Source organism: Acaryochloris thomasi RCC1774, from assembly GCF_003231495.1.
GTDB lineage: Bacteria > Cyanobacteriota > Cyanobacteriia > Thermosynechococcales > Thermosynechococcaceae > RCC1774.
Window position 1 is genome coordinate 1 of sequence record NZ_PQWO01000012.1, and the last position, 24,397, is coordinate 24,397.

Annotated in this window: 21 protein-coding genes and 1 tRNA gene; 8 read left to right on the top strand and 14 right to left on the bottom strand. The window is 51.7% G+C overall.

All coding sequences use genetic code 11. The features are described 5' to 3' along the window. From C1752_RS17475 to thrB, 3 genes are all read right to left on the bottom strand, one after another. Positions 1-763 (bottom strand): calcium-binding protein (locus tag C1752_RS17475; RefSeq protein WP_146242368.1); only part of this gene is annotated, 763 nt, incomplete at its 3' end. A gap of 1,010 nt (positions 764-1,773) precedes the next feature. Then, on the bottom strand, positions 1,774-4,575 hold the full coding sequence (locus tag C1752_RS17480) for a sensor histidine kinase (protein ID WP_110987348.1): 2,802 nt from the start codon (positions 4,573-4,575) through the stop codon (positions 1,774-1,776). Positions 4,576-4,739: 164 nt separating this feature from the next. After that, positions 4,740-5,666: a homoserine kinase gene (gene thrB, locus C1752_RS17485; RefSeq protein ID WP_110987349.1), complete on the bottom strand. Its 927-nt coding sequence runs from the start codon at positions 5,664-5,666 to the stop codon at positions 4,740-4,742. Between the two features lie 294 nt (positions 5,667-5,960). On the opposite strand from thrB, the gene C1752_RS17490 reads away from it, so the two are divergent. Both C1752_RS17490 and C1752_RS17495 read left to right on the top strand, forming a co-directional pair. Beyond that, positions 5,961-7,274 (top strand): cysteate synthase, encoded by a 1,314-nt coding sequence (locus C1752_RS17490; protein WP_110987350.1) that lies wholly within the window; start codon positions 5,961-5,963, stop codon positions 7,272-7,274. 52 nt (positions 7,275-7,326) lie between these two features. Next, the gene (locus C1752_RS17495; RefSeq protein WP_110987351.1) at positions 7,327-9,033 is read left to right on the top strand and encodes a GH3 auxin-responsive promoter family protein; all 1,707 of its coding nucleotides are present in this window, start codon (positions 7,327-7,329) and stop codon (positions 9,031-9,033) included. A gap of 21 nt (positions 9,034-9,054) precedes the next feature. On the opposite strand, the gene C1752_RS17500 is transcribed toward C1752_RS17495, so the two are convergent. Next, a tRNA-Leu gene (locus C1752_RS17500) sits at positions 9,055-9,136 on the bottom strand. Between the two features lie 129 nt (positions 9,137-9,265). Between C1752_RS17500 and C1752_RS17505 the strand changes: the two genes are divergently transcribed. After that, a complete protein-coding gene (locus C1752_RS17505; protein ID WP_110987352.1) occupies positions 9,266-10,564 on the top strand; it encodes an ABC transporter substrate-binding protein in 1,299 nt (432 codons plus the stop codon). A 10-nt stretch (positions 10,565-10,574) separates the two neighbouring features. Here the strand turns inward: C1752_RS17505 and C1752_RS17510 are convergent, their stop codons facing one another. Beyond that, positions 10,575-11,246, bottom strand: a complete 672-nt coding sequence (locus C1752_RS17510; RefSeq protein WP_158535127.1) for a PRC-barrel domain-containing protein — start codon at positions 11,244-11,246, stop codon at positions 10,575-10,577. Between the two features lie 82 nt (positions 11,247-11,328). Here C1752_RS17510 and C1752_RS17515 point away from each other — a divergent pair, with 82 nt between their 5' ends. Next, a complete protein-coding gene (locus C1752_RS17515; RefSeq protein WP_110987354.1) occupies positions 11,329-11,661 on the top strand; it encodes a LapA family protein in 333 nt (110 codons plus the stop codon). 33 nt (positions 11,662-11,694) lie between these two features. Here C1752_RS17515 and pstB read toward each other — a convergent pair whose 3' ends face one another. Genes pstB through pstS form a run of 4 tightly spaced genes read right to left on the bottom strand, consistent with a single transcriptional unit; the run spans position 11,695 to position 15,613 of the window. Further along, positions 11,695-12,516, bottom strand: a complete 822-nt coding sequence (gene pstB, locus C1752_RS17520) for a phosphate ABC transporter ATP-binding protein PstB (RefSeq protein ID WP_110987355.1) — start codon at positions 12,514-12,516, stop codon at positions 11,695-11,697. 46 nt (positions 12,517-12,562) lie between these two features. Next, positions 12,563-13,465: a phosphate ABC transporter permease PstA gene (pstA, locus tag C1752_RS17525; RefSeq protein ID WP_110987356.1), complete on the bottom strand. Its 903-nt coding sequence runs from the start codon at positions 13,463-13,465 to the stop codon at positions 12,563-12,565. Positions 13,466-13,505: 40 nt separating this feature from the next. Next, entirely contained in the window at positions 13,506-14,471 is a 966-nt protein-coding gene (pstC, locus tag C1752_RS17530; protein ID WP_110987357.1) for a phosphate ABC transporter permease subunit PstC, read from the bottom strand. A 44-nt stretch (positions 14,472-14,515) separates the two neighbouring features. After that, positions 14,516-15,613, bottom strand: coding sequence for a phosphate ABC transporter substrate-binding protein PstS (gene pstS / locus C1752_RS17535; protein WP_110987358.1), 1,098 nt, complete (start codon positions 15,611-15,613; stop codon positions 14,516-14,518). A 297-nt stretch (positions 15,614-15,910) separates the two neighbouring features. Here pstS and C1752_RS17540 point away from each other — a divergent pair, with 297 nt between their 5' ends. Next, positions 15,911-16,183, top strand: a complete 273-nt coding sequence (locus C1752_RS17540) for a DUF7219 family protein (RefSeq protein WP_110987508.1) — start codon at positions 15,911-15,913, stop codon at positions 16,181-16,183. Between the two features lie 82 nt (positions 16,184-16,265). After that, positions 16,266-17,291 carry a CHAD domain-containing protein gene (locus tag C1752_RS17545; protein ID WP_110987359.1) on the top strand — a complete coding sequence of 342 codons (1,026 nt, stop codon included), beginning with the start codon at positions 16,266-16,268 and terminating at the stop codon, positions 17,289-17,291. A gap of 28 nt (positions 17,292-17,319) precedes the next feature. Here C1752_RS17545 and C1752_RS17550 read toward each other — a convergent pair whose 3' ends face one another. The 3 genes from C1752_RS17550 to C1752_RS17560 form a co-directional block, all read right to left on the bottom strand. Next, entirely contained in the window at positions 17,320-18,009 is a 690-nt protein-coding gene (locus tag C1752_RS17550; RefSeq protein ID WP_110987360.1) for a CPBP family intramembrane glutamic endopeptidase, read from the bottom strand. A 144-nt stretch (positions 18,010-18,153) separates the two neighbouring features. Then, the gene (locus C1752_RS17555; RefSeq protein ID WP_110987361.1) at positions 18,154-19,401 is read right to left on the bottom strand and encodes a Coenzyme F420 hydrogenase/dehydrogenase, beta subunit C-terminal domain; all 1,248 of its coding nucleotides are present in this window, start codon (positions 19,399-19,401) and stop codon (positions 18,154-18,156) included. A gap of 112 nt (positions 19,402-19,513) precedes the next feature. Further along, complete coding sequence (locus tag C1752_RS17560) at positions 19,514-19,981, bottom strand: YlqD family protein (protein WP_110987362.1); 468 nt, start codon at positions 19,979-19,981, stop codon at positions 19,514-19,516. 246 nt (positions 19,982-20,227) lie between these two features. On the opposite strand from C1752_RS17560, the gene C1752_RS17565 reads away from it, so the two are divergent. Next, the gene (locus C1752_RS17565) at positions 20,228-21,892 is read left to right on the top strand and encodes an alpha/beta hydrolase (RefSeq protein WP_110987363.1); all 1,665 of its coding nucleotides are present in this window, start codon (positions 20,228-20,230) and stop codon (positions 21,890-21,892) included. 81 nt (positions 21,893-21,973) lie between these two features. On the opposite strand, the gene C1752_RS17570 is transcribed toward C1752_RS17565, so the two are convergent. Together C1752_RS17570 and C1752_RS17575 are read right to left on the bottom strand one after the other, a co-directional pair. Then, positions 21,974-22,615 carry an alpha/beta hydrolase gene (locus tag C1752_RS17570; RefSeq protein ID WP_110987364.1) on the bottom strand — a complete coding sequence of 214 codons (642 nt, stop codon included), beginning with the start codon at positions 22,613-22,615 and terminating at the stop codon, positions 21,974-21,976. A gap of 52 nt (positions 22,616-22,667) precedes the next feature. Continuing rightward, positions 22,668-23,459 (bottom strand): alpha/beta hydrolase, encoded by a 792-nt coding sequence (locus C1752_RS17575; RefSeq protein WP_110987365.1) that lies wholly within the window; start codon positions 23,457-23,459, stop codon positions 22,668-22,670. A 275-nt stretch (positions 23,460-23,734) separates the two neighbouring features. Here C1752_RS17575 and C1752_RS17580 point away from each other — a divergent pair, with 275 nt between their 5' ends. Continuing rightward, positions 23,735-24,268 (top strand): tetratricopeptide repeat protein, encoded by a 534-nt coding sequence (locus C1752_RS17580; RefSeq protein ID WP_110987366.1) that lies wholly within the window; start codon positions 23,735-23,737, stop codon positions 24,266-24,268. The last annotated feature ends 129 nt before the right edge of the window (positions 24,269-24,397 follow it).

Consider the following 24,397-nt stretch of genomic DNA (forward strand, 5'->3'; position numbering starts at 1 on the left):
TGTCATTTGCATCACCAATGAGGTTGTCGTTGCCATCCCCCGTGATAATGTGCTCAAAATTCTGAAACGATTGCCCCCCTGCCTGGCGATCTCCAACGCCCCCTTGCTCCACAAAGATTGTGAGGTTGCGTCCATCGCTGGGTTCAAATCTGATGGTGTCTTGCCCTGCACCGCCGTCAAATGAGTCTAGACCACTGAAGTTATTGACGATGACCGTATCATCACCAGAACCGCCTGTGAGTGTGTCATCACCCGCACCACCTGTGAGCGTGTCGTCACCTGCACCGCCAGTGAGTGTATCGTTCCCGGCACCCGCGCTCAGGCTATTGTCATTTGCATCACCAATGAGGTTGTCGTTGCCATCCCCCGTGATAATGTGCTCAAAATTCTGAAACGATTGCCCCCCTGCCTGGCGATCTCCAACGCCCCCTTGCTCCACAAAGATTGTGAGGTTACGTCCATCACTGGGTTCAAATCTGATGGTGTCTTGCCCTGCACCACCGTCAAATGAGTCTATACTGCTGAAGTTATTAACAATGACCGTATCATCACCCTCACCACCCGCTAGCGTGTCATCACCCGCACCGCCGGTTAGGGTGTCGTTTCCAGCTTCCCCAAGCAGAGAGTCATTTCCTGCTAAGCCACTGATGGTGTCTTGGCCGGCTTGGCCGCAAATCACATCTGCACCAGGTGTACCTAGAAGGTCGTCATCACCTTCGGTTCCATTCAGTAAAATTTGATCTGTCGTAGTGGGTGAAGTCATGGGAGTTGCTTAATAGATATCGTTTTAGAAAGCTTGCGAGGATCTTCAACCCGAGTTCATCTGAGTCACCTGCCTCTCAAACAAGACTGCAGGAAAAACTTGCCCTTCTTAGAGCTTTACCAAAGCAGAAGGATCGCGATGTCCGTAAGGCTAAAGGATATCCTCACAGGAATTGGGTCTCGGTGCAAATCTGAAGCTACAAGACAGCAGAAATTAATGAAGGTTTGGAAACGGAGTAGTAGAGCAGAAAGCCAAGTAACGGCCATTTCGCCTAGATATCCCGACATACTTTAGGAGCTATCAGAATAATCTTTCTAACGTAAACCATAAGAAATGCTTGATAGATCAACGTCTCAAAAAGTGAAGTTATCTGCTAGAGGTGGGATGCCATACTCTGAAATTGGCTTTCTAGGTCGTAGATCGTTCTTCAACCCATTTCCTGCAGAGCTCTTGCCCAATCGTAGGTTGACCCACCCCATAATCCATGTCAGCAGTCAAGTTTATGCTCTGACCAGAGAAAATTTTAATACAGATTGATGGAAAAGACAAATTCTAGCTGTCTTAGGAGGCTCTAAAGAAATGCTGCAAAATAGAGATATGAATTCCAAATTGTTTCTATAAGCTCGATGGACTTAAGTTAAGGCAAGAAATATCAAGATGCCGCAGCACTCATTGAGGTCGCGTTGCCTTGAGTTTATTGTAATGAAACGTCAATTTTCTGAGAATAATGTGCCTGCTGGCCTTTCTTGCGTAGCTCAAGCGACAGCACCCTTAGTTGCTATGAACTCTATCCCGCAGTGGGTTCAGCTAGGGACTTAAATCATTGGAAGCACTCATGCTTTAGTTCAGCAAGCAGAAGCAGAGTAGCATTGCACAATACTTGCAGCGCTCTAATGGGTAACCGTCTTTAGCCGTTAATCTGTTAAGACAGTAGGCAGCATATTGAGAAACAGAACATCTATTTACTTTTGGCATTCTTAGGCTCTAAGAATTAGGCCTATTTTCTGTCTCTACACTCTCAAAGACGATTTCAAAGGCAACATCAGTCGACTGAGGACGCGGCCATCATCAAGCTGGGCAAACTCTAGCTGTCCCCCCAGTCGCTTCATTAATGTTTGACAAGCTCTTAAATGCTTCCCGGGAGGAGATTTTAGCGTTGGAGCATCTACGTCGCTACGGTTGGTCAGGTCCGCAATCATCTGAGGATTTATAAGTCCCTGATCTGTGATGGATAACTCTAGCCACTGAGAATCTGCAAGCCGACACCAAATATCTATCCGCTGGCCTGCTTGAGAGCGATAGCAGGCCGCTAGCAAGAGTTCATAGAGTATCTGTTCTAGCTTGGGGTTAACGCCAGTTGCCGTGGAATTAGACGTGAGATTATGAACCTGGGTCCAGAGTTGGCGTTGATTGGCGAGGGTAGAGACCCTCGCCAACGACTGTCTGAGCAGCGAAGCGATAGGGAGTGAGGTTTCCTCAAGAGGGAACTGCTCACTATCGATCTGCATCAACTGCTCGATTTTTTCAATGGCAGCTTGACTCTTTGCTAACAATGCCTGAGCGGCAGGTGACGCTGCCCCTTGAACTTGCGGGTCTCGCTGGTAGGTTAGTGCCGTTTGGCAGTGCCGTTCGATCTGTCGGTACTGGTACCAGTTCAGGCAATTCAAAGACTGTAACTGCTTTCTGTTGCGCTTGAGTGACACCATGGAGCGATAGCGACTCGCCAAATGACGGACCAGCATCGCCGCCCCACCCACAAGCTGAAGATCCCAGGTGCGCGAGTCGCCTCCCGGCCTAAAGTTATTGCCAAAAATGACAGCACCCAGCGACTGATGTTGATCACTCTCTAGAATTGGTATGGCCAGCACCTGCTCTAGGGCACGACAGTTGAGCCATAGCCGTGTTTCGGGCGTCAAATCCTGAACCGGCACGGCCACAATATTCTGCAAGGCATCTTCCTGGATTTGCGGTGGTCCCAGTGTTAGGAGGCTTTGCAGTAAGGCATCCTGGGCCATATCAATAGGCGTATTTTGCGCTAGATCAAAATCAGGGGGTGAGGCGACGCAGGCCGCAATTTCCGCCTGCCCTCCCTCCCAGAACACCACGGCTGCGGCCGGGACAGACAGCATCTCCACCATGTCCTGTAGCGCGTCTGTAACCAGTTGTTTAGGATTAGCGGCCTGATCCTGTCGGATCAAGCTCTGCGGCACAATCGTATTCAGCCTTTTCTGCTGCTGATTTTCGACCTGGAGTCGGTGTTGCTGCCGCCCTGCATTCAGAGCCTGACCTACGCGGTCGAGTAGATCACAGTCTGCCGTAGTCCAGGAGCGTGGGGTAAGACCACCCAGGAGCAAAATCTGATCGAGCTGCTGATCTTGAGTCGTGTGAGATAGCAAAAGTGCTTTGATACCTAAGGCATCAATCTTGGGTTTCCAGGCCAGTAGCCGTAAATCATCGGTGAGGTTATCAATGGCGATCGCCTGCTCACTGCGTCGGATCATATTCCGGTCCACCTCACTGAGGGGCTGGAATGGGTCTGTGGAGGGCTTGAGCTTGGGTGTATGGATTTGCTGGACAATTTGAAACTGGCCCGTGCGGGGATCAGGACTTAAAACAGCCATCCACTGAGACTGGAGATGGAGACAGACCTGTTCCATGATCTGCTGCTGTGTTTGTGTCCAATCTTGGGACTGGGCGACGGACTGTAGAGTTTGAAAAATCAGGCGATTATGATTATTGTTCGATGCACTGGGCAGTCCTTCCTCCATCATGGTTGGAGAAGCGAGATTAGCAAGCTGGGCAAAAGCTTGAATAAGCTGCTTCTCCTGATCCCGCCAGACTCGAGGCTCTGTACCTTCGACCGCTAAAAATCCACAAAGCTGCTGATTAATCATCAATGGCGCACTGAGGAGCGATCGCCGCCTCATCTGATGCATCAGTCGAGCGGGAGCTTTTGTACTGACAGTACCCTGAATTTCACTGACGGCCACTACCGGTTCGGTCCGCAGTGCTTGGTGAAAGTGCTGAATATCTGACAGCGGTACTTCAATCGGGGTTGACCGTTTCCCCCGTGAACGTTTGCTCATTTCAGCTCGATAGAAGAGTCGCTGCCAAAAACATTGCTGCTGGGTGTCTAACCAATACAGACTGGTCTGCGCGGGCGACAGAGCCTGATGCAGAAACTGAAGCACGACCGTCAATCGTTCCTCAAAACCGCTGATCAACGTTAGCTGGCCGATGGCGGCTTGCAAAGATTGATGTAACTGTCCCGGAGATTGCCCCTGCGGCTGTAGGTCGTGCAGGGCGGCTCCCAATGCACCACAGAGGATAGAGAGGTGGGTCATCTCTTCCGGGCGTGGGTTGCCACCCCAGTGATGAGATCCCATCAGGATCACGCCGTAAGGCTGATTGTGGTGCCACAGCGGGTAGATTAGGGCGCCTTCAATCTCTGTGCGGCTGGCGATGGTTTGCCACTGACCGGCTCGCTGATCTTGCTGCAGATCCGCGATGACGGCGGGCTGACCTGTGAGTAAAACCTGATCAAAGTAATCTCCTGGTAAGACCTTGAGTCCTTGCTGTGCCCAGGCTGTTTTTTCTGTTTTGGGCATGGCGCCATGCACCCCTGTTAGTTCACGCCGATCGGGGTTGTACGTGGCAATCCAGACTAAAGGATAGGAAAAGACCGCCTGAATAAATTCCAGGGCTAACGCCAACAGCGGTTCTATCTGCTGCTGTAGCCGAATCTGCTCTAAAGTGGATTGAAGAGCCACGAGCCGCTGTGCGTGTCCGAGCCTTTCTGTACTGAGGGTCATGCGATCAACTTTCAGGTATCGCCTGCGATGGGGATGCTCGGTCAGAGGAAACGGACCGATTTAACTTTTGCCTAGTGTTGGCTATTCGCGCCCAAACTCTAACAATGAGCTGAAAATTTCTTGAAAATGACGCTAAAAATGAAATTGTCTACCTTGATGTCTGCCTACGAGCCAACTGCTTCAGCCGTAGCCCCCTGATCATCAATCTGGAGAACGGCAGTCTCGGCGCTCAGTTCTGATGCCCATGCCGATTTCATTGCAGTTGCGATCGCATCTCCCCTCACAACTGGCCCCAGTGCTAACAACGTTGGCCCCGCCCCGCTAATGACCATTCCATAGGCCCCCGCCTCAGCTGCCGCATGAGCCACCGCCCCATAGCCTGGAATCAAACCCTGCCGATAGGGCTGATGAAGCCGATCCTGCAGCGCCGCCCGCAGCCAGTCTGCATGACCTGCCCCTAAGCCCCTAATCAACAGCCCCAGATGAGCGGCGTTGAAAATAGCGGTACTGTATTCACAGGACTTGGGCAGCACCTGGCGAGCAGAGCAGGTCGGCAGCTCAAAATCAGGAATGGCTACAATCGGGACAACCTCGGGGGACCAAGGCACATCACACAGCGTCCACTGCTCTGTTTGCTGATCTTTCGCCGCCAGTTGGCAGTTGCCTAGCAGAGCAGGTGCAACATTATCAGGGTGACCTTCTAGGGCGATGGCCTGCGGTAAAAGCTGTTGCCTCGTCAGGGGCGAACCCGCTAGCGCATTGGCTCCCATTAACCCTGCCACAATGGCCGTTGCCGAACTTCCGAGTCCACGGGCAAGCGGCACCCCAAGCCGGATCTTGATCTGTACAGGCGGGACCGGTCGGTCTCGGAAATAAGCCACAAAGGCTTTATAAACCAGGTTGCTTGCATCCGTTGCCACCTGTTGAGCCTCAGCTCCCTGCACCTGAATCTGCAGCGGGCCAACCGCCGGATCAAGAGCTGTAAATTGAAAGCGATTGTAGCGCGTCAGCGCAGCCCCCAAACAGTCAAAACCAGGACCAATGTTCGCACTGGTGGCAGGCACCTTGACATCAAAGGTTGGATTAGACATCTGGTTCTTAATCGCTCAGGCAACGACGGCTCATCCGTTCCGCTTTGAGCTTGATCTCAAAGGAGTGGTCGAGGCTGCTTTTTATTAGACCATTAATGTCCCCTTGATTGTGAACCCGCAGCAGCGATTCTCGCGTGCGCGAGGCTGTCGCGAACAATATTGAACGATCTGCGTCATGGACTGGGCATCACATCCCGTAACTTTCATAGGCCAGTCGCTATGATAATTGGGTAAAAAACTGTAGGGTATCGATGTCATAGCCGTCTCTTGACAGCAATAAGGACTCTTGATGTAGTGTTTCAACGTTTTTCGCCACCCGCTAATCAGCCCAAGTATCGCTTTCGCTGTCTATTCTGTGGCGCAGAATATGCCCCCGATCCGTTTCGACTGCACTGCGATCAAGAACATGAACCCTCCCTGCTGCGGGCCGTTTATGCCAGCCAGCAGCTCACCGTCAGACCACAGCTTCCTGGACTCTTTCAATTCATTGATTGGTTACCGGTTGAGCAGTACCTATCGAATGTTGGCAAGCCGATCACCTACCAAAGTCAAGGTTTAGCTCAGCACCTTGGACTAGAACAGCTTTGGATTAGCTTCAGCGGCTACTGGCCCGAGCGCAATGCTCGCCTATTGACCTGCTCGTTCAAAGAACTAGAAGCCGTCACTGTCTTGGCCCGAATTCCCCAAGAGAATCAGCAGGTGCTGGCGATCTCTTCTGCAGGCAATACCGGCAGGGCCTTTGCTCAGATCTATTCTCGCCACGGCATTCCCCTGTGCCTCGTGATTCCCGAAAAGAGTCTGCCCGCCATCTGGGCCTCTGAATCGTTCAATCCCTCTGTTCGGCTCGTGATCGTAAACAAGAGCGAAGATTATTTTGACGCGATCCAGCTCGGTCGCTTAATTAGCAAGCTTGACGGTTTTTTCCCTGAGGGCGGAGCCGCCAACATTGGTCGTCGTGACGGTATGGGACTGACGGTGATTGATGCCGCCGTCACCCTGGGTCGCATTCCTGACCACTATTTTCAGGCCGTCGGGTCGGGAACGGGCGGCATCGCAGCTTGGGAAGCGAATCTACGGCTGCTCCAGGATGGTCGATTTGGCGAGCAGGCGATGACGCTGCATCTAGCCCAAAACGCGCCCTTTACACCGATGGTCGATGCCTGGAAGGCTGGTGAACGGGAGATTGAGGAAATGACAGCCTCCGTTGCCAAGATGCGCATTAATCAAGCCTCTGCGAAGGTGCTCACCAATCGCCAGCCAGCCTACTCAATTGCGGGGGGTGTTTATGACGCACTAACGGCATCGCAGGGGAGCATGTATGCTGTCACCAATGCAGAGGCGCAGCAGGCCAGGGCATTGTTTGCAGAGCTAGAGGGTATTGATATTTGTCCTGCTTCAGGGGTGGCCGCCGCCGCTCTATTGCAGGCGGTGCAGTCTGGTAAGGTGCATAAAGCAGAGACCCTGCTGCTAAATATTACCAGCGGCGGATTTGAACGTTTGCAAACAGAGTGCAAACTCCACTACTTAAAACCCTCACTGGGAATAGACGCCCAGGCGATTAGCCCTGAGTTCGTGGCCTCGCGGCAAAGCGATTTCTGCCCGGATTAAGTTAGAGTTTCGCTGGATGTGTTGGAGCTGGTAAGGATTTGAGAGGAGACCTATGGCAAATTTTGCTCTGACGATGTTGGGTCTGGTCACCCAATGGTCAAAGAAGAACTTCACTCGTAAAACTCAAAATATTATTGAGGTGCAGACTGGTTTTTTGCGATCGCTACTCCAGGCTCATCAGAACACCGAATTTGGCCGAGAGTACGGCTTTTCCGAGATTCAGACCGTTGAACAATTCCGGCAGCAGGTCCCCGTTCAGCCCTACAGCGGCTTTGAACCCTATATTCAGCGGATGGCTGACGGTGAAACGAATGTGCTGACAGCAGAGCCGCTCATTTACTTCAACATTACCAGCGGTTCTACGGGGCGCAAGAAGCTGATTCCGGTGACGAAGCGATCGCGTCAGATACTCTCTAGAACCAATCGTGTCGCGGTCGGGATTGTTACAGCCGCCGCAAGACGAGAACAGACGCCCCTTGGCACGGCCCTATTTCCAGGCTCTGTCAATGCCTTAGGCAAAACTAAGGGAGGTATTCCCTATGCACCTGTGAGTACGAGCGATCTACGTCTAGGCGAGTTCTTGTATCGCCAGGTCGTTGCTTATCCTTCTGACGTGTTCAAAATCTCAGATATTGCCACTCGACATTATATCTGTCTGCTCTTTTCACTCCGCGATCCTGATATTCGGATTGTCTGTGCAACTTTCCCGGCCCTAGCACTGCTGATGTGTGACTATTTAGAGCGGTATTCAGAGTCTCTGATTCGTGATCTAGAGACAGGCCAGCTTGCCGATCACTTGCGGCTTGACCCGGAGTTGCGGATCAAGCTGGAAAAAGAGTGGTCCGCCGCTCCTCAGCGCTCAGCTCAGCTTAGGCAGATCTTTAAGACCCACGGACGCCTGACGCCGCAGCATGTTTGGCCCCAGCTGTCCTTTTTGGTGACGGCGCGGGGGGGCACTTCTAATTTCTATTTTCAACGTTTTCCTGAATACTTCGGCGACATCAAAATTTATGGAGGTATCTACTCCTCTGCAGAAGCGACCTACGGCGTTCATCGAGACTTCGATACGGATGGCGTGATTTTGGCGATTGAAAGTGGCTTCTATGAATTTATCCCAGAGGACCAGTGGGACGTAGAGCAACCCCAAACGCTCCTGCCCTGGGAGGTTGAGGTGGGGCAGTGCTATCGAATTGTGTTCAGCAACTTTAGTGGATTCTATCGCTATGACCTCGGGGACGTGGTCGAAGTCGAAGGGTTCTATGAGCAGACGCCGCTGCTGATTTTTCGCTATCGACGGGGGGGCGTTATGACCTCTGTGGGGGAAAAAATTACGGAATTTCACGCGCTACAGGTGATGCAAAAACTGCAGAGTGATTTCAACCTCCAGCTAGAGAACTTTTGCTTTACGTTGACCTATGACGCTCCGGCGCAGTATCTGATCAATATCGAACTGGCGTCTGGTGAGACGTTGACCGATCCGGTTGCGTTTCTCGGTGCGTTTGACGCTACGCTCAAGGAGCTGCACACGATGTATGCCCTCAAGCGACGCGATCAGGTGCGGCCGCCCCACCTGCGAATTTTGGCTGCCGGAAGTTTTGAGCAGGTCCGGCAGCGGATGGTTCAGAATGGTGCCGCTGAAAGCCAACTCAAAATGCCCCACGTTACTGAAGATCGGGAGTTCCTGGCTGGGGTTACCGTCGCCCAAGAAGTTGACGGCAGTAGAATCCAGCCCGTTCAAGCTGCTGATAGCAGACGATGACAGTGATTTTCTGAGCTGTAATGCGGATGAAAGGACTTGAACCTTCACACCTCTCGGTACTAGAACCTAAATCTAGCGCGTCTACCAATTCCGCCACATCCGCGTGCCGTAGCGTCTTAAATAATAGCATCCGCTAGAAGAATGCGCCCGTCTTTGCCGAGAAATTACCTTGCGCGCGTTCGCAATCGGCGTACACTGGATCCGATATAACAGAGATGCGATCGCAACCCTCATGATTTCGCCAAGACCTTGGAAACGCTTCACCCTATTTGCTCTGCTGGGCCTGATGCTGAGCCTGCTGATTAGCTGTGCCCCTGGCCCCTCCAGCTCAGAGAGCGATGACGGGAGAGCCGAAGTCGAATTCTGGACCATGCAGCTGCAGCCCGAATATAACGATTACTTCAATGAGGTGATTGAGACGTTTGAATCCGAGAATCCTGAGCTTAAAATTCGCTGGGTAGACGTGCCTTGGTCAGCGATGCAAACTCGGATTTTGTCGGCAGTCTCAGCGAATAAGGCTCCCGACGTTGTCAATCTCAACCCTGACTTTGCCTCTCAGCTCGCCAGTCAAGATGCTTGGTTGAACCTCAACGACAAGATCTCAGAAGAGGTGCGATCGCAATATCTCCCCAACATCTGGAAAGCTACTACCTTGGGGGATAAGAGCTTTGGCTTTCCCTGGTATCTCACCTCTCGGATCGCCATCTACAACGAAGATCTGCTCGAACAGGCGGGCGTCGATAAGCCCCCCACCACCTACGCAGAACTGGCTCAAGTCGCCAAGCAAGTCAAGGAAAAAACTGGCAAGTATGCCTTCTTCGTCACCGCTGTCCCCGAAGACTCGGGCGAACTATTAGAGTCCTTTGTGCAGATGGGGGTTGAGCTACTAGATGACCAAGGTAAAGCCGCCTTTAACAGTCCCGAGGGCAAAGCCGCCTTCCAGTACTGGACCGATCTTTATCAGCAGGGACTCCTGCCGCCGGAAGTGATTACCGAAGGCCATCGCCAAGCCGTTCAGCTCTATCAGTCCGGCCAAGCAGCTATCCTCACGTCCAGCCCCCAATTTCTAAAGTCGATCTCGACAAATGCACCGGATATTGCCAAGGTCTCTGTGCCTGCACCCCAAATTTCTGGTGAGTCAGGCAAAACCAACGTCGCCGCGATGAACCTTCTTGTACCCAGCGGCACCGACCAGCCTGAAGCCGCACTGAAGTTTGCCCAGTTTGTCACCAATCCTGAAAACCAGCTCACCTTTGCCAAAGCAGCCAACGTTCTGCCCTCCACCCAATCATCGCTAGCCGATCCGTACTTTAGCGAAGTGCCCACTGACGCCAGTGCCCTAGATAAAGGCCGCGTGATCAGCGCTAGCCAGATGGAAACAGCAGAAGTCCTGATTCCTGTGGTTGAGGACGTGAAGAAGCTGCAGAAGATTATTTACACTAACCTGCAGGAAGCCATGCTGGACAAAAAATCTGTTGATCAAGCTGTCGCAGATGCAGAAAAAGAGTGGAACCAAGAAGTTTCTGGGTAGTGGTTCAGAACTAAGGCTGAGAACTCGGATCGTCTTTGGCTGAGTCTTGATGCCCCGGCAACACCTCTTTTACCTGATCTACGGCATTTTGAGCACCGTGCTTAATGGCCGCTAGATCCTCCTTGGTTTGCCGATAGTCTTCTTTAAAGAACTCCGCAACGCTACCCGCTTTGTGCCCTAAGCCTTCTTGATACTGCTGAGGATTTTTCATCATGGTTTCGAGGGCAATGATGCGTTTACTGCCAATGCTCGAAATCGCTACGGGAGGCAGTAGATAGGTTCCATCCACTACACTGTGCCACCCCTTAGAGGTAAACACATAGTGAGTGACCTTTCCGGTTGCCGGATCAAAAAGGAGATCCGTCACTTTTCCCATTTGATTGCCGGTATCGGTCCATAGCTCGTGTCCAATGGGAGCTTCCATCGGTCCGGTCCCCTCGAATTCAGGTTCCCACTGCTTGCCGGTGACCACGATGCTGTCGTCGCCAATGCTCTCAATTTGATCCCAGCTAAAGGCTTGCCGCCCGCCCCCGAAAAGGCCACCGCCACAGTAGAAACCTACAATCTTCTGTGAGGGGGCATCGAGCAAGAGCTGAGACAAATGACCCACATTCTCTGAAGTTTGTCGATCGATGACGAGACGCTTATGCAACTCGCTGCGCTTGACGCTGGATTGAGGCATGGGAAGGCTCCGCTGAAGGGAATAGAGGGTATAATCTGACGGGGCAGAGTCGCTGCCTGAAAGCGTTCTAAGGTTAACCGGCATGCGTACTTCTCTAATCCTAGCGCTGATAATTGCGCTTTTAGCGATTATTTTTGCTTTTCAAAATCCAGTCGTCCTTGTGATTCGCTTCGGCATCTGGGCTGTACAGGCTTCATTGGCTTTCATTCTGCTCTTTACCCTTGCCGTGGGCTTCCTGGTGGGACTCCTCGTTTCCATGCCGGCCATTTTGAAACGGGGCTGGAAGTCTTCTAAACGCAAGCACACGATTCAAGAACTAGAGCAGGAGCTGCATCAACAAACGCAGCTCGCGGCCGATCAAAAGCGCAGAATTGAGTTTTTAGAGCAGAATCTGCCCCAGGAAACAGAGCGGTAGAGAAAAGACTAGAGAGAGAAGAAGCACAACGCGTTAGCCAAAACGTCCAGAAACGTAGTCGCGGGTGTAGTCTTCTTTGGGATTGGTAAAGATATTAACGGTGTCGTCATACTCCACGAGGTAACCGCGCTTGCTACCTTGATCGGTGGCCTCAGCGTTAAAAAATGCTGTTTTGTCAGACACACGGGATGCTTGCTGCATATTGTGCGTCACAATCACAATTGTGTATTGCTCTTTCAGTTCTTGCATCAATTCCTCAACGCGAAGCGTAGAAATGGGGTCAAGCGCTGAGCAAGGTTCATCCATCAGGATGACTTCGGGTTGAACCGCGATCGCACGGGCAATACAAAGCCGCTGCTGCTGACCACCCGATAGAGACAAACCACTCTCATTGAGCTTGTCTTTAACTTCATCCCACAACGCAGCGCGGGTCAAAGAGGTCTCCACTAACTCATCCATATCCCCTTTGTAGCCATTAATTCTGGCTCCGAAGGCAATGTTGTTGTAGATAGATTTAGGGAAAGGATTTGGCTTTTGAAACACCATCCCGATCCGACGACGAACCTCTACCGGATCGACCTGTTTGGCATAGAGATCAATTCCCTGGAACGTAATATTGCCCTTGACTTGAGCACCAGGTATCAAGTCATTGGTGCGATTGAAGCACCGCAACAGCGTACTTTTACCACAGCCAGAAGGACCAATAAACGCTGTGATTTGATATTGAAAAATATCGAGAAAAACATTACTCACAGCAACGGTCGAGCCGTATAGGATCGAAACATCCTCGGCACGGAGTAGAGGTTGAGTTGCCTTGAGATTAGGGGAACCAGTTTGAGAGGGTGAAGCAGTCATAGTTCAGAGGTAGCAAGACACGTCATGGGAAAGGGATAACAGTGACCTAAAACACTTTTCTTCGAGTCAAATAGCGAGACATGATGCTGATGAACAGAATCAGTAGAATAATAACCAGTGAAGCAACCCAGGCCAGCTCCTGCTGATTCTGATACGGAGAAATTGCAAAGTTATAGATCAGTACAGACAGCGTTGCAACAGGTTCCCAAGGGCCATTGAAGCCAAACTGGCTAAACAAAGCCGTGAACAAGAGTGGGGCGGTTTCTCCAGCGGCCCTTGCCAGCGATAACGTTATCCCTGTTGCAATAAATGGCATCACGGCGGGTATAACAACTCGGCTGATAGTCTGAAAATCATTGGCTCCCACACCAATAGAAGCAAGACGAATCTCTCGGGGGATAGATTTAAGACCTTCTTCAACGGTACGGATCACAATCGGCACCATCAGCACCGACAGCGCGACTCCTCCAGCAACCGCAGAAAAGTTACCCGTCGTCAGTACAACAATGCCGTAGGCAAACAGACCCGCAATAATGGATGGCACGCCGCTCAAAACATTCGTGCAAAACCGAACGATCCCTGCTGCCTTCGTGCCTCGGCCAAACTCCACGGTATAAATTGCTGTCAGGATACCGATCGGTACGCTTAAGAGAGAACCAATCAGCAGTGTAATGAGGGTGCCAAAGAACGCATTCCTCATCCCTCCGCCCTTCACCAGCGGTGGCGGTGGCAGCTCCGTGAAAATATCAACATCGAGCCGACCGCCTCCCTTGATGAAGACATTCAGCAGAATGGCCACCAGAGGAATCAATGCAATGAGGGTGCAGCCAACAACTAAGGCCGTCATTATGCTCCCAAAAAATCGACGACGAGCATCGGCAGGCGCATATAACTCGGCAGTCGCTCCCTGCCCAAGAGTGGAATTAGATTGTTGCGGAGAGTCGGCCATAATTGATTCGCAGTAATGTTGCTCGCCCGTAATGAAGGAACTATTCGACCTGTTGGAAGCGGTTAATAACCACTTCTGCCAACATATTGACGCTCAGCGTTATCAGCATCAAAATCAGAGCAGAATACATGAGAGAGGCCACCTGCAGTCCTGTTGCCTCTGCGAACTGATTTGCAATCAGAGACGCAATGGTTGCCGCAGGAGCCAAAATAGAACTTTTGATTTGGTTGGCGTTGCCAATGAGCATGGCCGCCGCCATCGTCTCGCCTAGCGCCCGTCCTAAGGCAAGCATCACTGATCCAATAATGCCGGAGAGTCCGGCAGGAAGCAAAACCTTGAGGATGGTTTCCCAGCGAGTTGCGCCTAGAGCTAATGAGCCTGCTCGCAACTGTGGCGGTAGAGAAGTAAGAGTATCCCGAGATAAAGAGATAATAATCGGTGAAATCATCACCGCTAAAACCATTGCCGTGGGCAGCATGGCCCGCGTTTGTGGTGGCGTGTTGAACAGCGGTATCCAGCCCAGAGTGTCGTGAAACCAACCGAGCACCGGCAGGATGGCCGGGACTAGCACAAAAATGCCCCACAAGCCGTAAACAACGCTTGGAATGGCGGCCAACAGCTCGATCATGAAGGCGATGGGAGTACGAACCTTAGTCGGCAGGAAGTCTTCACTGAGAAAAATCGCAACCCCAACCCCCAGCGGAACCGCCATCAGAAGGGCCAAAATCGCACTCACCACTGTTCCATATATTTGAGGCAGCATCCCGTAGATACTTTCGACGGGATTCCATCGGGTTGTGATCAAGAACCCTAAACCAAATTCTTGGACGGCAGGTAATGCTGTTGTAAATAATTCAACTGTGATCCACAGCAGAATCAGGGCGATACTGGCTGCGCTGATAGCCGTCATGCCATAGAAGACCCGATTGACAAACCAAGAGAAATCTCGATTTTGAGCGAGTTGCGGCTGAGATTGAGCTACAGATTTGTCTGCTAGCGAGTCCATAATGATCGTCTATGTAATAACGGCTATATCAGTTAGCAGCTATCTTAGCCTTCGCCGAGATAGCTGATTCTTTCCTTAACACGCTCGATCAGGTCAGCCTCTAAAGGAATGTAGCCCAACTCTTCTGCGAACTTTTGTCCGTCGGTGAGAGACCAATCCATTACCGCCTTGAGGGCTTTGGCTTTGTTGGCATCTTCATACTTTGGATACAGCAGTAGCCAAGTCAGTCCTGCGATCGGATAGGCATCAGGATTTTCTGGGTCAGGAACCACGAGTGCAAAGTCGTCGGGTACGGTCTCGCCTTGGAATACCAGGGCGGCTGACTCTGGCGTTGGTGCAATAATGTTTCCGGACTTATTCTCAATGGCAGCCGCTGGAAGGCCGTTTTCTTTGGCGTACGCATATTCAACGTAGCCGATCGCACCTTCGGTTTGCTGAATCTGAGCCGTAATTCCTTCGTTGCCTTTGGCACCCGTGCCCACGGGCCACTCGACTGACTTACCACTGCCGGCAGGCCAGTCTGAGCAGGCTGCTTCTATGTGGGTGGTGAACAAAAAGGTTGTACCACTACCGTCGGAACGATGAACCCAACTGATGGGTTGACTGGGCAGAGTGGCGTCAGGATTGGCTTTCGTGATAGCAGGGTCGTCCCAAGTCTTGATTTTGCCTGTGACGATGCCGCAGTAGTCTTCTCGAGAGAGTTTCAGCTCTTCAACACCCGGTAGGTTGAAGGCGAACACAACACTTCCTGAGGTCATCGGAACCTGAACCGGCCCCTCTGGATACTGTTCAGTAAACTTCGCGCGCTCTTCATCTTTGATAGGCGCATCACTAGCTCCAAAATCTACGGTGCCAGATAAGTATTGCTCAACACCCGCACCACTACCAACAGATTGATAGCTGACTTGAACACCAGAATTTTCTTTATTGTACTCAGAAAACCAACGCTGATAGAGCGGGGCTGGGAAGGAAGCTCCGGCGCCACTTAAGCTAGCGCTCAAATCGCTGCCAGCACTGTCGCCGCCTGCGTCAGATGTTGAGGGGGCCTCGCTTACATCACCACCACAGGCAGTCGCACCTAGCGCTACCAGTAACCCGAGAGCCCAGGATAGGCGTCCCGTTGATCGAACTTGAAGGCTCATAGATTTTCCGAAGCTATACACCACATTGATGGCTTGATATTAAAGCTTTTGCGGGAACATCATGGTAAAGACCGGGTTAACGTTTCCATAACCCTTGGTTTTTGATGAACCCAGCTCCCAGGGCGGATTTGCGAAAATCTCTCAAAAAAGGATTATATTCTGGCTCAGGGGCAGATTGATGACGATCAATGTTTGCAACCTTCACAGAACGATAATTTCTACGGTTCTGTTGTTTGCAACCGATGTATTTTGGCTACAATGGGAAAAGAAAATTCTCTTGAGGCAAGTGGTTATATCGTGTCCAAATCCGATTCACCACGACGAGACGACAGGGACCGGCTTCTCTATCCCCAAAGTCGCTATCAGGGAAAGTTTACACCCGAGAATCTAGCGTTTAACTCAAATCTGCAGGAATTTGCCCAGAAAGTTAGCTATATTTGTGCGCTAGAAACGGGCGGCAAAATTTCTCCAGACCAAGCCTATCGAGATGTAAAAGCCCTTTGGAAAGAGCTAAAGGTTAGTAAAAAAGAGCTGAAAATTCGTGAGGATTCTGCTGAAGAAGAGAGTTAAAGATTTTGCAGGGTATCACTGACTAAGCTATCTCTTTCGAAAAGATCGGGGCATGAATCGGCTGAAACGAATTTGAAGATTCATGAAAACAGAAGCTCTACAAGTGAGAAAGACAAGCGGTAAGGGGCGGGTTACACAACCCATCCCAACATTTGGTGATTGTGCTCATCAGGCGATTCAGAAACATTTCAAAAAATCTGTCAAGTACAAAGCGGATGTGTTGCGTGATCTTGATCCTGAACCCCTACACCAAATGCGGGTGGGGATGCGGCGATTGCGGACGGCGTTACAGGTTTTTGCGCCTGCGATCACCGAAGGTGGGTCAGAGGCCATCGCGGCTCCCATAGAAAACCGCAAGATCTCCAAAATCGCCAAAGAGTTAGGGCGTGTGCGAGATTTAGATGTGCTCTACATCTGGTTTCAGCAGTACCTACAGCAAACCTCGTTGACACCTGCCGAGGCGCTGGAGCTGCAGCTATTACTCCAGCGCTTGCAGATACGACGTGGGGCGCAGTTCGCCCAGATGCAGCGGCTGCTGAAGAGTAAGCAGTATCGTGCCTTTGTGAGCATGCTTAAGGGCTGGCTGCAGCACCCGCAGTACACAGCCATTGCCCAGTTGCCGATCCAGACTGTTTTGCCAGATCTGCTGCTGCCATTGATTTCTGAGCTGCTCCTCCATCCTGCCTGGATGGTGGCGGTTACTGTGCAGCAGGGAACGGTCGTTCCTCAAGAGATCTCAGATCTATCTACCCTCAACCAAAATTTTTACCGTTGGGAGCCGTTGCTGCACGATCTGCGAAAGCAGATGAAAGGGGTGCGGTACCAAACTGAGTTTTTTATGGATTTTTATGGTCAGGACTTCAGGCAGCAAACACGTGAATTTCGGCTGATTCAGGATCAGTTGGGCCACCTACAGGATCAGATGGTTCTCGATCAGTTCTTGACCCAGGATTTAGGGATAGACTGGGCGCAGAAGATCCCGTCTTTGGCGCAGTATTTTCAGCAGGAACGCTGGCAGCTTTGGCAGCAGTGGCAGGCCCATCAGCGGCAGTATCTAGATTCGGGGTTTCGGAAGGAGTTGCGATGGTCTCTGACCCACCTTCGGTGATCGCAACTCCTAGACTTCAAGTCCTAACTCACCCAAAGGTCAATGGCAGAAAATCCAGAGCGGCATGGGCAACCAGTAGGGGCCAGAGTTTGCGCCACCGACAGTAAACCAGGGCAAATATTAAACCCATCGGTAAGATTCGGACAAAAGCCATCGGCCCTTGGTAAAGGTGATAGATCAGACGAAGGATGGTGCTAAATGCGATCGCAACTCTCACGTTGCTCAATCCCTCTACGACTGGTATCGCGTAGCCCACTACAAACAGTTCTTCAAATAAAGGATTAACAATCGAAAGCAGCGCGGCTATGCCTAAGCTGACATGATACTCAAACTGCACAGACTCCAGCATTTGAACGCCGAAGACTAGCCCCGCCAGAAAATGACTGGTGTTATACAACGCATAGTCTGCCGCCACCAGCAAAAACCCCACTGCCGTCAGCTTCCAGCTTGGGCGCAGATGAAAGTCGCTCAAGGTCCAGCCCCGAGCAGCCAGAATTGTGCAACAGAGTAGACCAACGACAATCTCGTAGCCGATCAGGTTAATGAAGAGCTCATCTGTAAAAACAATCGGCTGCTCAGCACCAGGAATCTGAAAAACACGATAGAAAAAGCTCTGCAGAGAGACTAGGATAAACTGGCCGAAAGCTAGTCCTAAAACAATGACCAGCTCTGCGACAGAATTCTGCCGTTTAGAAGTAGTGGGTGTGTTGGAAAGCATCGACCGAGCGCTAATTCAAGATCATCTCAATACTTAGGATGACCCTCTAAGCTCATAGATGTGTCAGCAGAAGCCTAAAAACAGCCCTCAACTCCTAAAGATATGAGGGCAAACGCATAATAGTCTCAGGATTTAGCACAGCAGCTACCGAAGCAGCCGCGAAATTTTGTCATTCTGATCGTATTCCTTCACGATCGCTTTGGAATAGCCGGGAATGTGCTGGTCTGCCTTTGTGCCCCAGTGACGCTTCACAAACAGATAGTTTCGGATCGTGTGGTAGTCAATGGAATATTTCGCAAACTCTAGCCCCTGCGGTCCAAACTTCGTCAAAGCGGCCGCCAACCATTTGCCGATAAACTTGGGCAGCCTGGAATTGCTGGCTCTCTCTTCTTGAAAAACGGTTTGCAGCACAAAATTGCGGCAATCGCCTTCCATTTCAACCGACTCAATCGATGCCTTCGGCTTGATTAACTCAAACATCTGCACGCCCTTCTTATTGCGGATCGTGACTTGTTGGTAATGCTCCGTCATCGGCACATTTTGATAGGGCACCCCCATATAGCCCACCACCAGATCCGCCAGACCATTCATATAGTCAAAGCAGCTATAGCAAGAGGGAGCAATGACGTTGTTGAGTTCCTTTGTAGGCAAACAGAAATAGGGCACCTTCTCCGTATGACCATCGGTGTGCTTCAGATGCACCTGATAATCTTGCATAAACTCATAGTGCTTGACGGTCTCTGGGCTATCGCTGGTGGTCTCTAAGAACTTATCTAGCCCCTCTCGTTTGCCGTTATCGACGCAGTGGGTGCCAATAACGTAAAGCTGCTCCAGATTGAGGTGATGTTCGACGCTGCGGAGTGCCTGAACCTGACACCCAACGCCGCAGAACAGGATGCGCTTTAGGTTGCTTTCCTCCAGTAGGGCCAAGATATTGAGGTTAGGGGATAACGTTGGCTTGACCCCTCTAGCCGCCATAATCTCTTCGACGGTGGTGGCTATGACGGGCTTGGGCTTAAAGCGATCGTCTGGATCACTCTGAACGCAGATGACGCCATCAACCCAGTCGTTTTCGAGAAGTGCGATCGCAAGTGAGGTCACCACCCCCGTCCACTGAGCGCCTGCCACGGGCGGATCCATTTTGACGGTGTGCATGGCAGTACAGACACCAAATCGCCGCTCTAGATTATCTTTGCGGCTGCGGCCATGCACCTGAGGCTCTAAGGTCTCAACCTTCTGCATCCCATCCCCTAAAAAGGCACAGGCATCTTTAACATGAGCCACGTAGTAGGTATCACATAGACCACAGTGACTGCAGTAGTCCCCCGCAGGATAGCGACCACCGGGAGGGATCGGCTGACTTTTCGTGCGCCAATCATCAGTCATGCTCATGATTTTCCCTCGCCAGTTAGCCTAGTGAAAGTATTTCCAGGAACACCCCCAATCGTCGGGACTTTCCCCCCAGAATTAGGGGGTAGGGCAATGCAGCGTTGAATAACTCGGACTATAGTTCACCCGTGATGTCTTCAATCACACCATCTCGGAGCAGCACTTCCACCTGCATTCTGCCGATCAGGTTGTCCCCTTTTTTGGCGTAGAAGAAGCTGTCGATTTGTCCCTGCTCGACCTGTTCTTCCATTTGGAGGCTTTGTACCTGGTTGAGCTGCTGCAGAACTTGGTTCTTTTTCTCTAGCAGTTCGCTCTTGGCATTGTTGGCCTGAATCTGAATGTTCTGAATTTGAGCTTGGGTCTCGTCGGACGAGGGGGTCTCGGCTCCAATAATTTGGACCTTCTGCTTCTGCAGTTCACCAATCATCTGCTGTACTTGCTGATCTAACTGCTGTAGTTGACCATCAAACTGATTAATTTGAACTTGAAGCTGTTCTTGCGCTTCATCTTTCCAGCGAGGCGTGACGACAACCTTCACCGCAATTGAACGACGTAGAAGAAGCTGACCAGCAGGAATGTCCATAGCAATTAGGTAAGAGGTTTCTAGTGGTGGTTAAATGACCCGTCGATCATATCGTGGCAGCGGTCAATGATCACCCCATTTTGGATTTAAAAGCCAATCGGGTCTCTGAAACTTGCGATCACCGTTAGCAACGCTCCTCCTGCGGAGGCAGGTGGGTCAGGGACCATCGTAACTGGAACCTGGACAACAAGGGAGATCGTCACAGACAACTATGATGGCCCTAGACTTTTTGCATCTCGGAGTTTTATGAAGCGAGTCCTGCCCCCTTTTCCCACTTTCCTGCTGTGGACAATGAGTTTCGGAATAGCCTCCTTTGGCATCACGTCTGCTCAGGCGGCTGAGCGTATCTATGCTTCCTATGGTTCTTTCGAGCGATCGGTTTCGGTCAAAGCGCTGGAAGTCTACGCCAAAGAGGGCAGGGTCACGGGCGATCTCGGGATCTATCTCCGCTATCTTAAGCCTGAACGCCGACGCCAGTTCCGGGCCGCTCTGCAGCAGCGAGCGACGCTAACCCCCGTCTCGATTGCCCAGTTTCTATATGCTCCCGTTGGTGAACAGCTCCTAAAGCGGGCTGAGAAAGTGGTACAGCCCAAGTCTGGCGTCGGTGGATTCTTTGCCCTACGTGCTGCGTTAATTTTGGCGGCGGCGGATCCCGAAGGGCTAACGTTTCTCAATCTGCTCAAGGCCTACCCCACTGAAGGGATTCAAGTTGACCTGGCCGAAGGCTTAAGCACGTTTTCCCAAGGGCGCAAGCTGATCCAAAAGACAGATCAGGCCGTGGCCTCAATTGAAGCCACCGCTGAGGTTACACCACCCCCAGCGCTGACGGCTGCAGGCCGCAGTCTCGCCACAGCCGGTGCGTTTACCTCGAAAAAAGTCTCCCTTAATCTAGAAGACAGTACACCACTGCGGCTCGATTATGCGGGCAAGTCTCGCCCGTTTCCCGTTGATGTGTATCTGCCCCAAGGTACCCCTGGTCCCCGCCCCGTAATTGTGATTTCCCACGGGCTAAATTCCGATCGTCAGTCCTATGCTTATTTAGCTGAACATCTAGCGTCTCATGGGTTTGCAGTGGCGGTCCCGGAACATACCGGCAGCAATACGGACCAGCTTTTAGATTTGCTGGCGGGCCGCGCCAGCGAGGTGCCCAGTGCCACTGAATTTGTCGATCGTCCGCTAGATGTTAAGTTCTTGCTCGATGATTTGCAGATGAGATCGCAAACTGACCCCACTTTCAAAGACAGGCTCAACCTCAAGCAGGTGGGTGTTATTGGCCAATCGTTCGGGGGCTACACCGCCCTAGCGCTGGCGGGAGCACCGCTCAACTTTAATCGACTGCAGCAGGACTGCCGCCAGAATCTTGCAGACACACTCAACCTGTCGCTGGTGCTCCAGTGTCAGGCGCTGCGACTCGCGGGCCGAGACTATCAGCTTGCTGACCCACGCATTAGGGCGGCGATCACCATTAACCCTGTCGGCAGCAGTTTGTTCGGCCCCGCGAGCATGGGAAAAATTCAAGTTCCGATCATGGTGGTAACGGGGAATGCCGACACCATTGCCCCTGCATTACCGGAGCAAATCCGGCCTTTCTCTTGGCTGACTAGCCCCCAGAAATATTTGGCCTTGATTAGGAAAAGCACGCATTTTTCCACCATCGACGAGCCAGAGGAAGCAGCAGCAGAACCGATTCCTACGTCCCCTCAAATTATTGGACCGTCCCCAGAACTGGCCCGCACCTATATTGGGGCGCTGAGTACAGCGTTTATGCAAACCCATGCCGCCCAGCAGCCGCGCTATCAAACGTATCTCTCATCTGACTACGCCGCCGCGCTGAGCCAGTCTTCGCTGCCCCTCAGCTTAATCGAGGCGCTGCCTGAACCCGGGGAGGGTGAGCTGGAAGATCAGACGTAGTGCGCTGACGCTTCTCACCAGAGCATTTCAGGGTTTTACTGAGTATGCCCAAGGGTGCCCAGGAAGCATCGTCCAGAGGTTTTACTGGGGTGTGGGCTGCGAGCGACTCGGTGCCGAAGCGCCTGGGTTGCAGTCGCAAACAAACGTTTCAATCAGATCAGTTGCGATCGCAAGTGGCACCTTCAGGTCTTCTTCTGCACTGCTAATGAACCGATTGACTCGCCCCGCCGTTTGCGCCAACTGAAAGCCATCCACAACCAGATCGTTGGTGGGATAGCGCTGCAGAAACTCAAGAAACGAAATTTCACCATCGTCGCTCAAAGACAGCAGAATCGAAGATCGCAACGCCTGAATATTGCTCCGCCGCGTTGGCGTATGGAGAACTTCACCCGTTTGGAACAAGATGTACTCGCCCGGAATCTTGTGCAAGAGGTTGTCGGCCAGCGTCAGGCTAACCTTGGCCTCCTGCGTCATAAACTTACGGGCTTGCTCAGGATCCTGACCTGACGCCCGTAACAAGAACTTCAGATTAGGAGAAGTCTTACCGGTTTCAACAAACGTCTCTAGCTCATTGAGCGTCAGCGTCCGGCCAAAAGAGCCAAAGGTCAGCACCACTTTCTCTGCCGCAGCAGCAGGACGAGGCATCGTAACGGCTGAGATGGCCAACGCTGCCGCTGCTGAAAGTCCCCACAAACGCACGATATTCGAGCGCAGAAATGACATGATTAAACTCCGCAATATAGGATTTTGTCACCAAAGCTGGCCGATTCAGGCACTACTGATCGACCGGCTGAGGGTCTAGAGACTTGAGCAAAGACTGAAACGTCTCCTCCGTCAGAGCGGTCTCATCTGTCAGAACGGTCTCATCCGGGAGCGGAACCGCTTTAGTCAGAGTTGTCGCCTTATTGCAGTTCGCATGGGTGGTCGCGTCACGGTAAGAATGCGCTCCATCTTTGACCGGCTGAACGGTAGACGTGTTAGACGCCTCTTGAGCAGGATCGCAGTCACAAACGATATCTTGCAGAACGCCTTTCGCTACTTCTAAGGCCGGTAGAACCTTCTCAACAAAACCACTGACATCGTTGTAGGTGCTCTCTAGGTTGGTGAGATCGACTCGAATCGTATCCATAGGGTGCCGATCGATGATCTCAAGAAAGGAGACTTGGCGATCGTCGATTGAATCTAAGACCGCTGACTTCAGCGCCTCTAGATCTGCCTCTGTCCGACCGGAGGAACTGCTAATGGCCTTGTCGAGCTGCAGGAACAAAAACTCACCATTCTTGCTCTGCAAAAAGTTCTCCACGAATGTCGGAATCTGAATGTCGCGGGTCAAGATATTGCGGAACGTGGTGGGTAAAGCCTCGTCAGTATTCAACAGATCTTGCAAAGCCGTCGGAATCGTTCCAGTTTCAGAGAAAGTATTAATCTCTGACTGGCTGACGGTGACCTCTTCACCTTTGTAACTGACGCGAATGTTCTCAGCCGCTTGTGTCTTGTTTGCCAGCAGCGGAATGCTAACAGCGCTGGCCAGACCGACGATTAACCAGGAAAAGAATTTAGGCTTCATGAGACTTTTTCCTACAGTGAAACATTGAATTGACCGTTGAGTTTGAGGCGAAGAAAACTTCAGCGATACCTCAGCTTCAGTAACAAACCCGTAATCTCTACTCAAGCATTTTGGGGTCTCTCTGTCATCTACTTCAGGGCTGAAATTGAGGCGGTGGACCCAAGCCCGTCGCGAGGGATCCCTTTCGCTGTCGAGCGTCACGATGGGGAGCAGAGCGTCAATACGAATTATGTCTATCGGCGGGCGATTTCTGTTCATAGCGTTAGAACAGAAATATGGGTACCTCACATCGCATCTATTGGCTATTGGGAATCACGGCTGTCTTCAGCGGTGTCGCTTTGTTCGTGACCCAAATGGGGTTAATCAAACCCGGCATTGCTAGTCCCGAGGGGCTTCGCGCTCCAGGGGGCATTGCAGCTGCCATCGAAGACCGCTCCTTAGCTTTGCATTCTGAGGGCATTAAAAAAGCACTTCTGGGCGACTATCCCAGCGCCATCTCTGACTATGATCGGGCCTTGATGTTGTCTCCCAAAAACCCTGAGATTTACTACAATCGTGCCGTTGCGCATTACTCAGCGGGCCACTCTGAGCAAGCAGTACAGGATTTTGACCGTGCCATTCAACTCCAGCCGACGATGGCCGAAGCCTATGCCAATCGCAGCACGCTGCACCTAGAGATCGGCGACCCGGCTAGAGCGCTGGCAGATGGGCAAAGGGCGGCAGATCTGTTTGAGCAGCAAGGTGAGCCTGGTCTAGCCACAGAGATTCGAGACTGGCTACGGCAGCATAAAATTAGGGCCATCCATTAGCTTTCTGCAGAAGACTGAAGAGAAGCTGGCGAATAGAATTCGCGCCTACTAAGAACGAAGTCTGCCTCCGCAGACTATACACATTAAGGCTTTCGATAATCCGCGCAGCGATTTTGTCTTTGTAGCTGC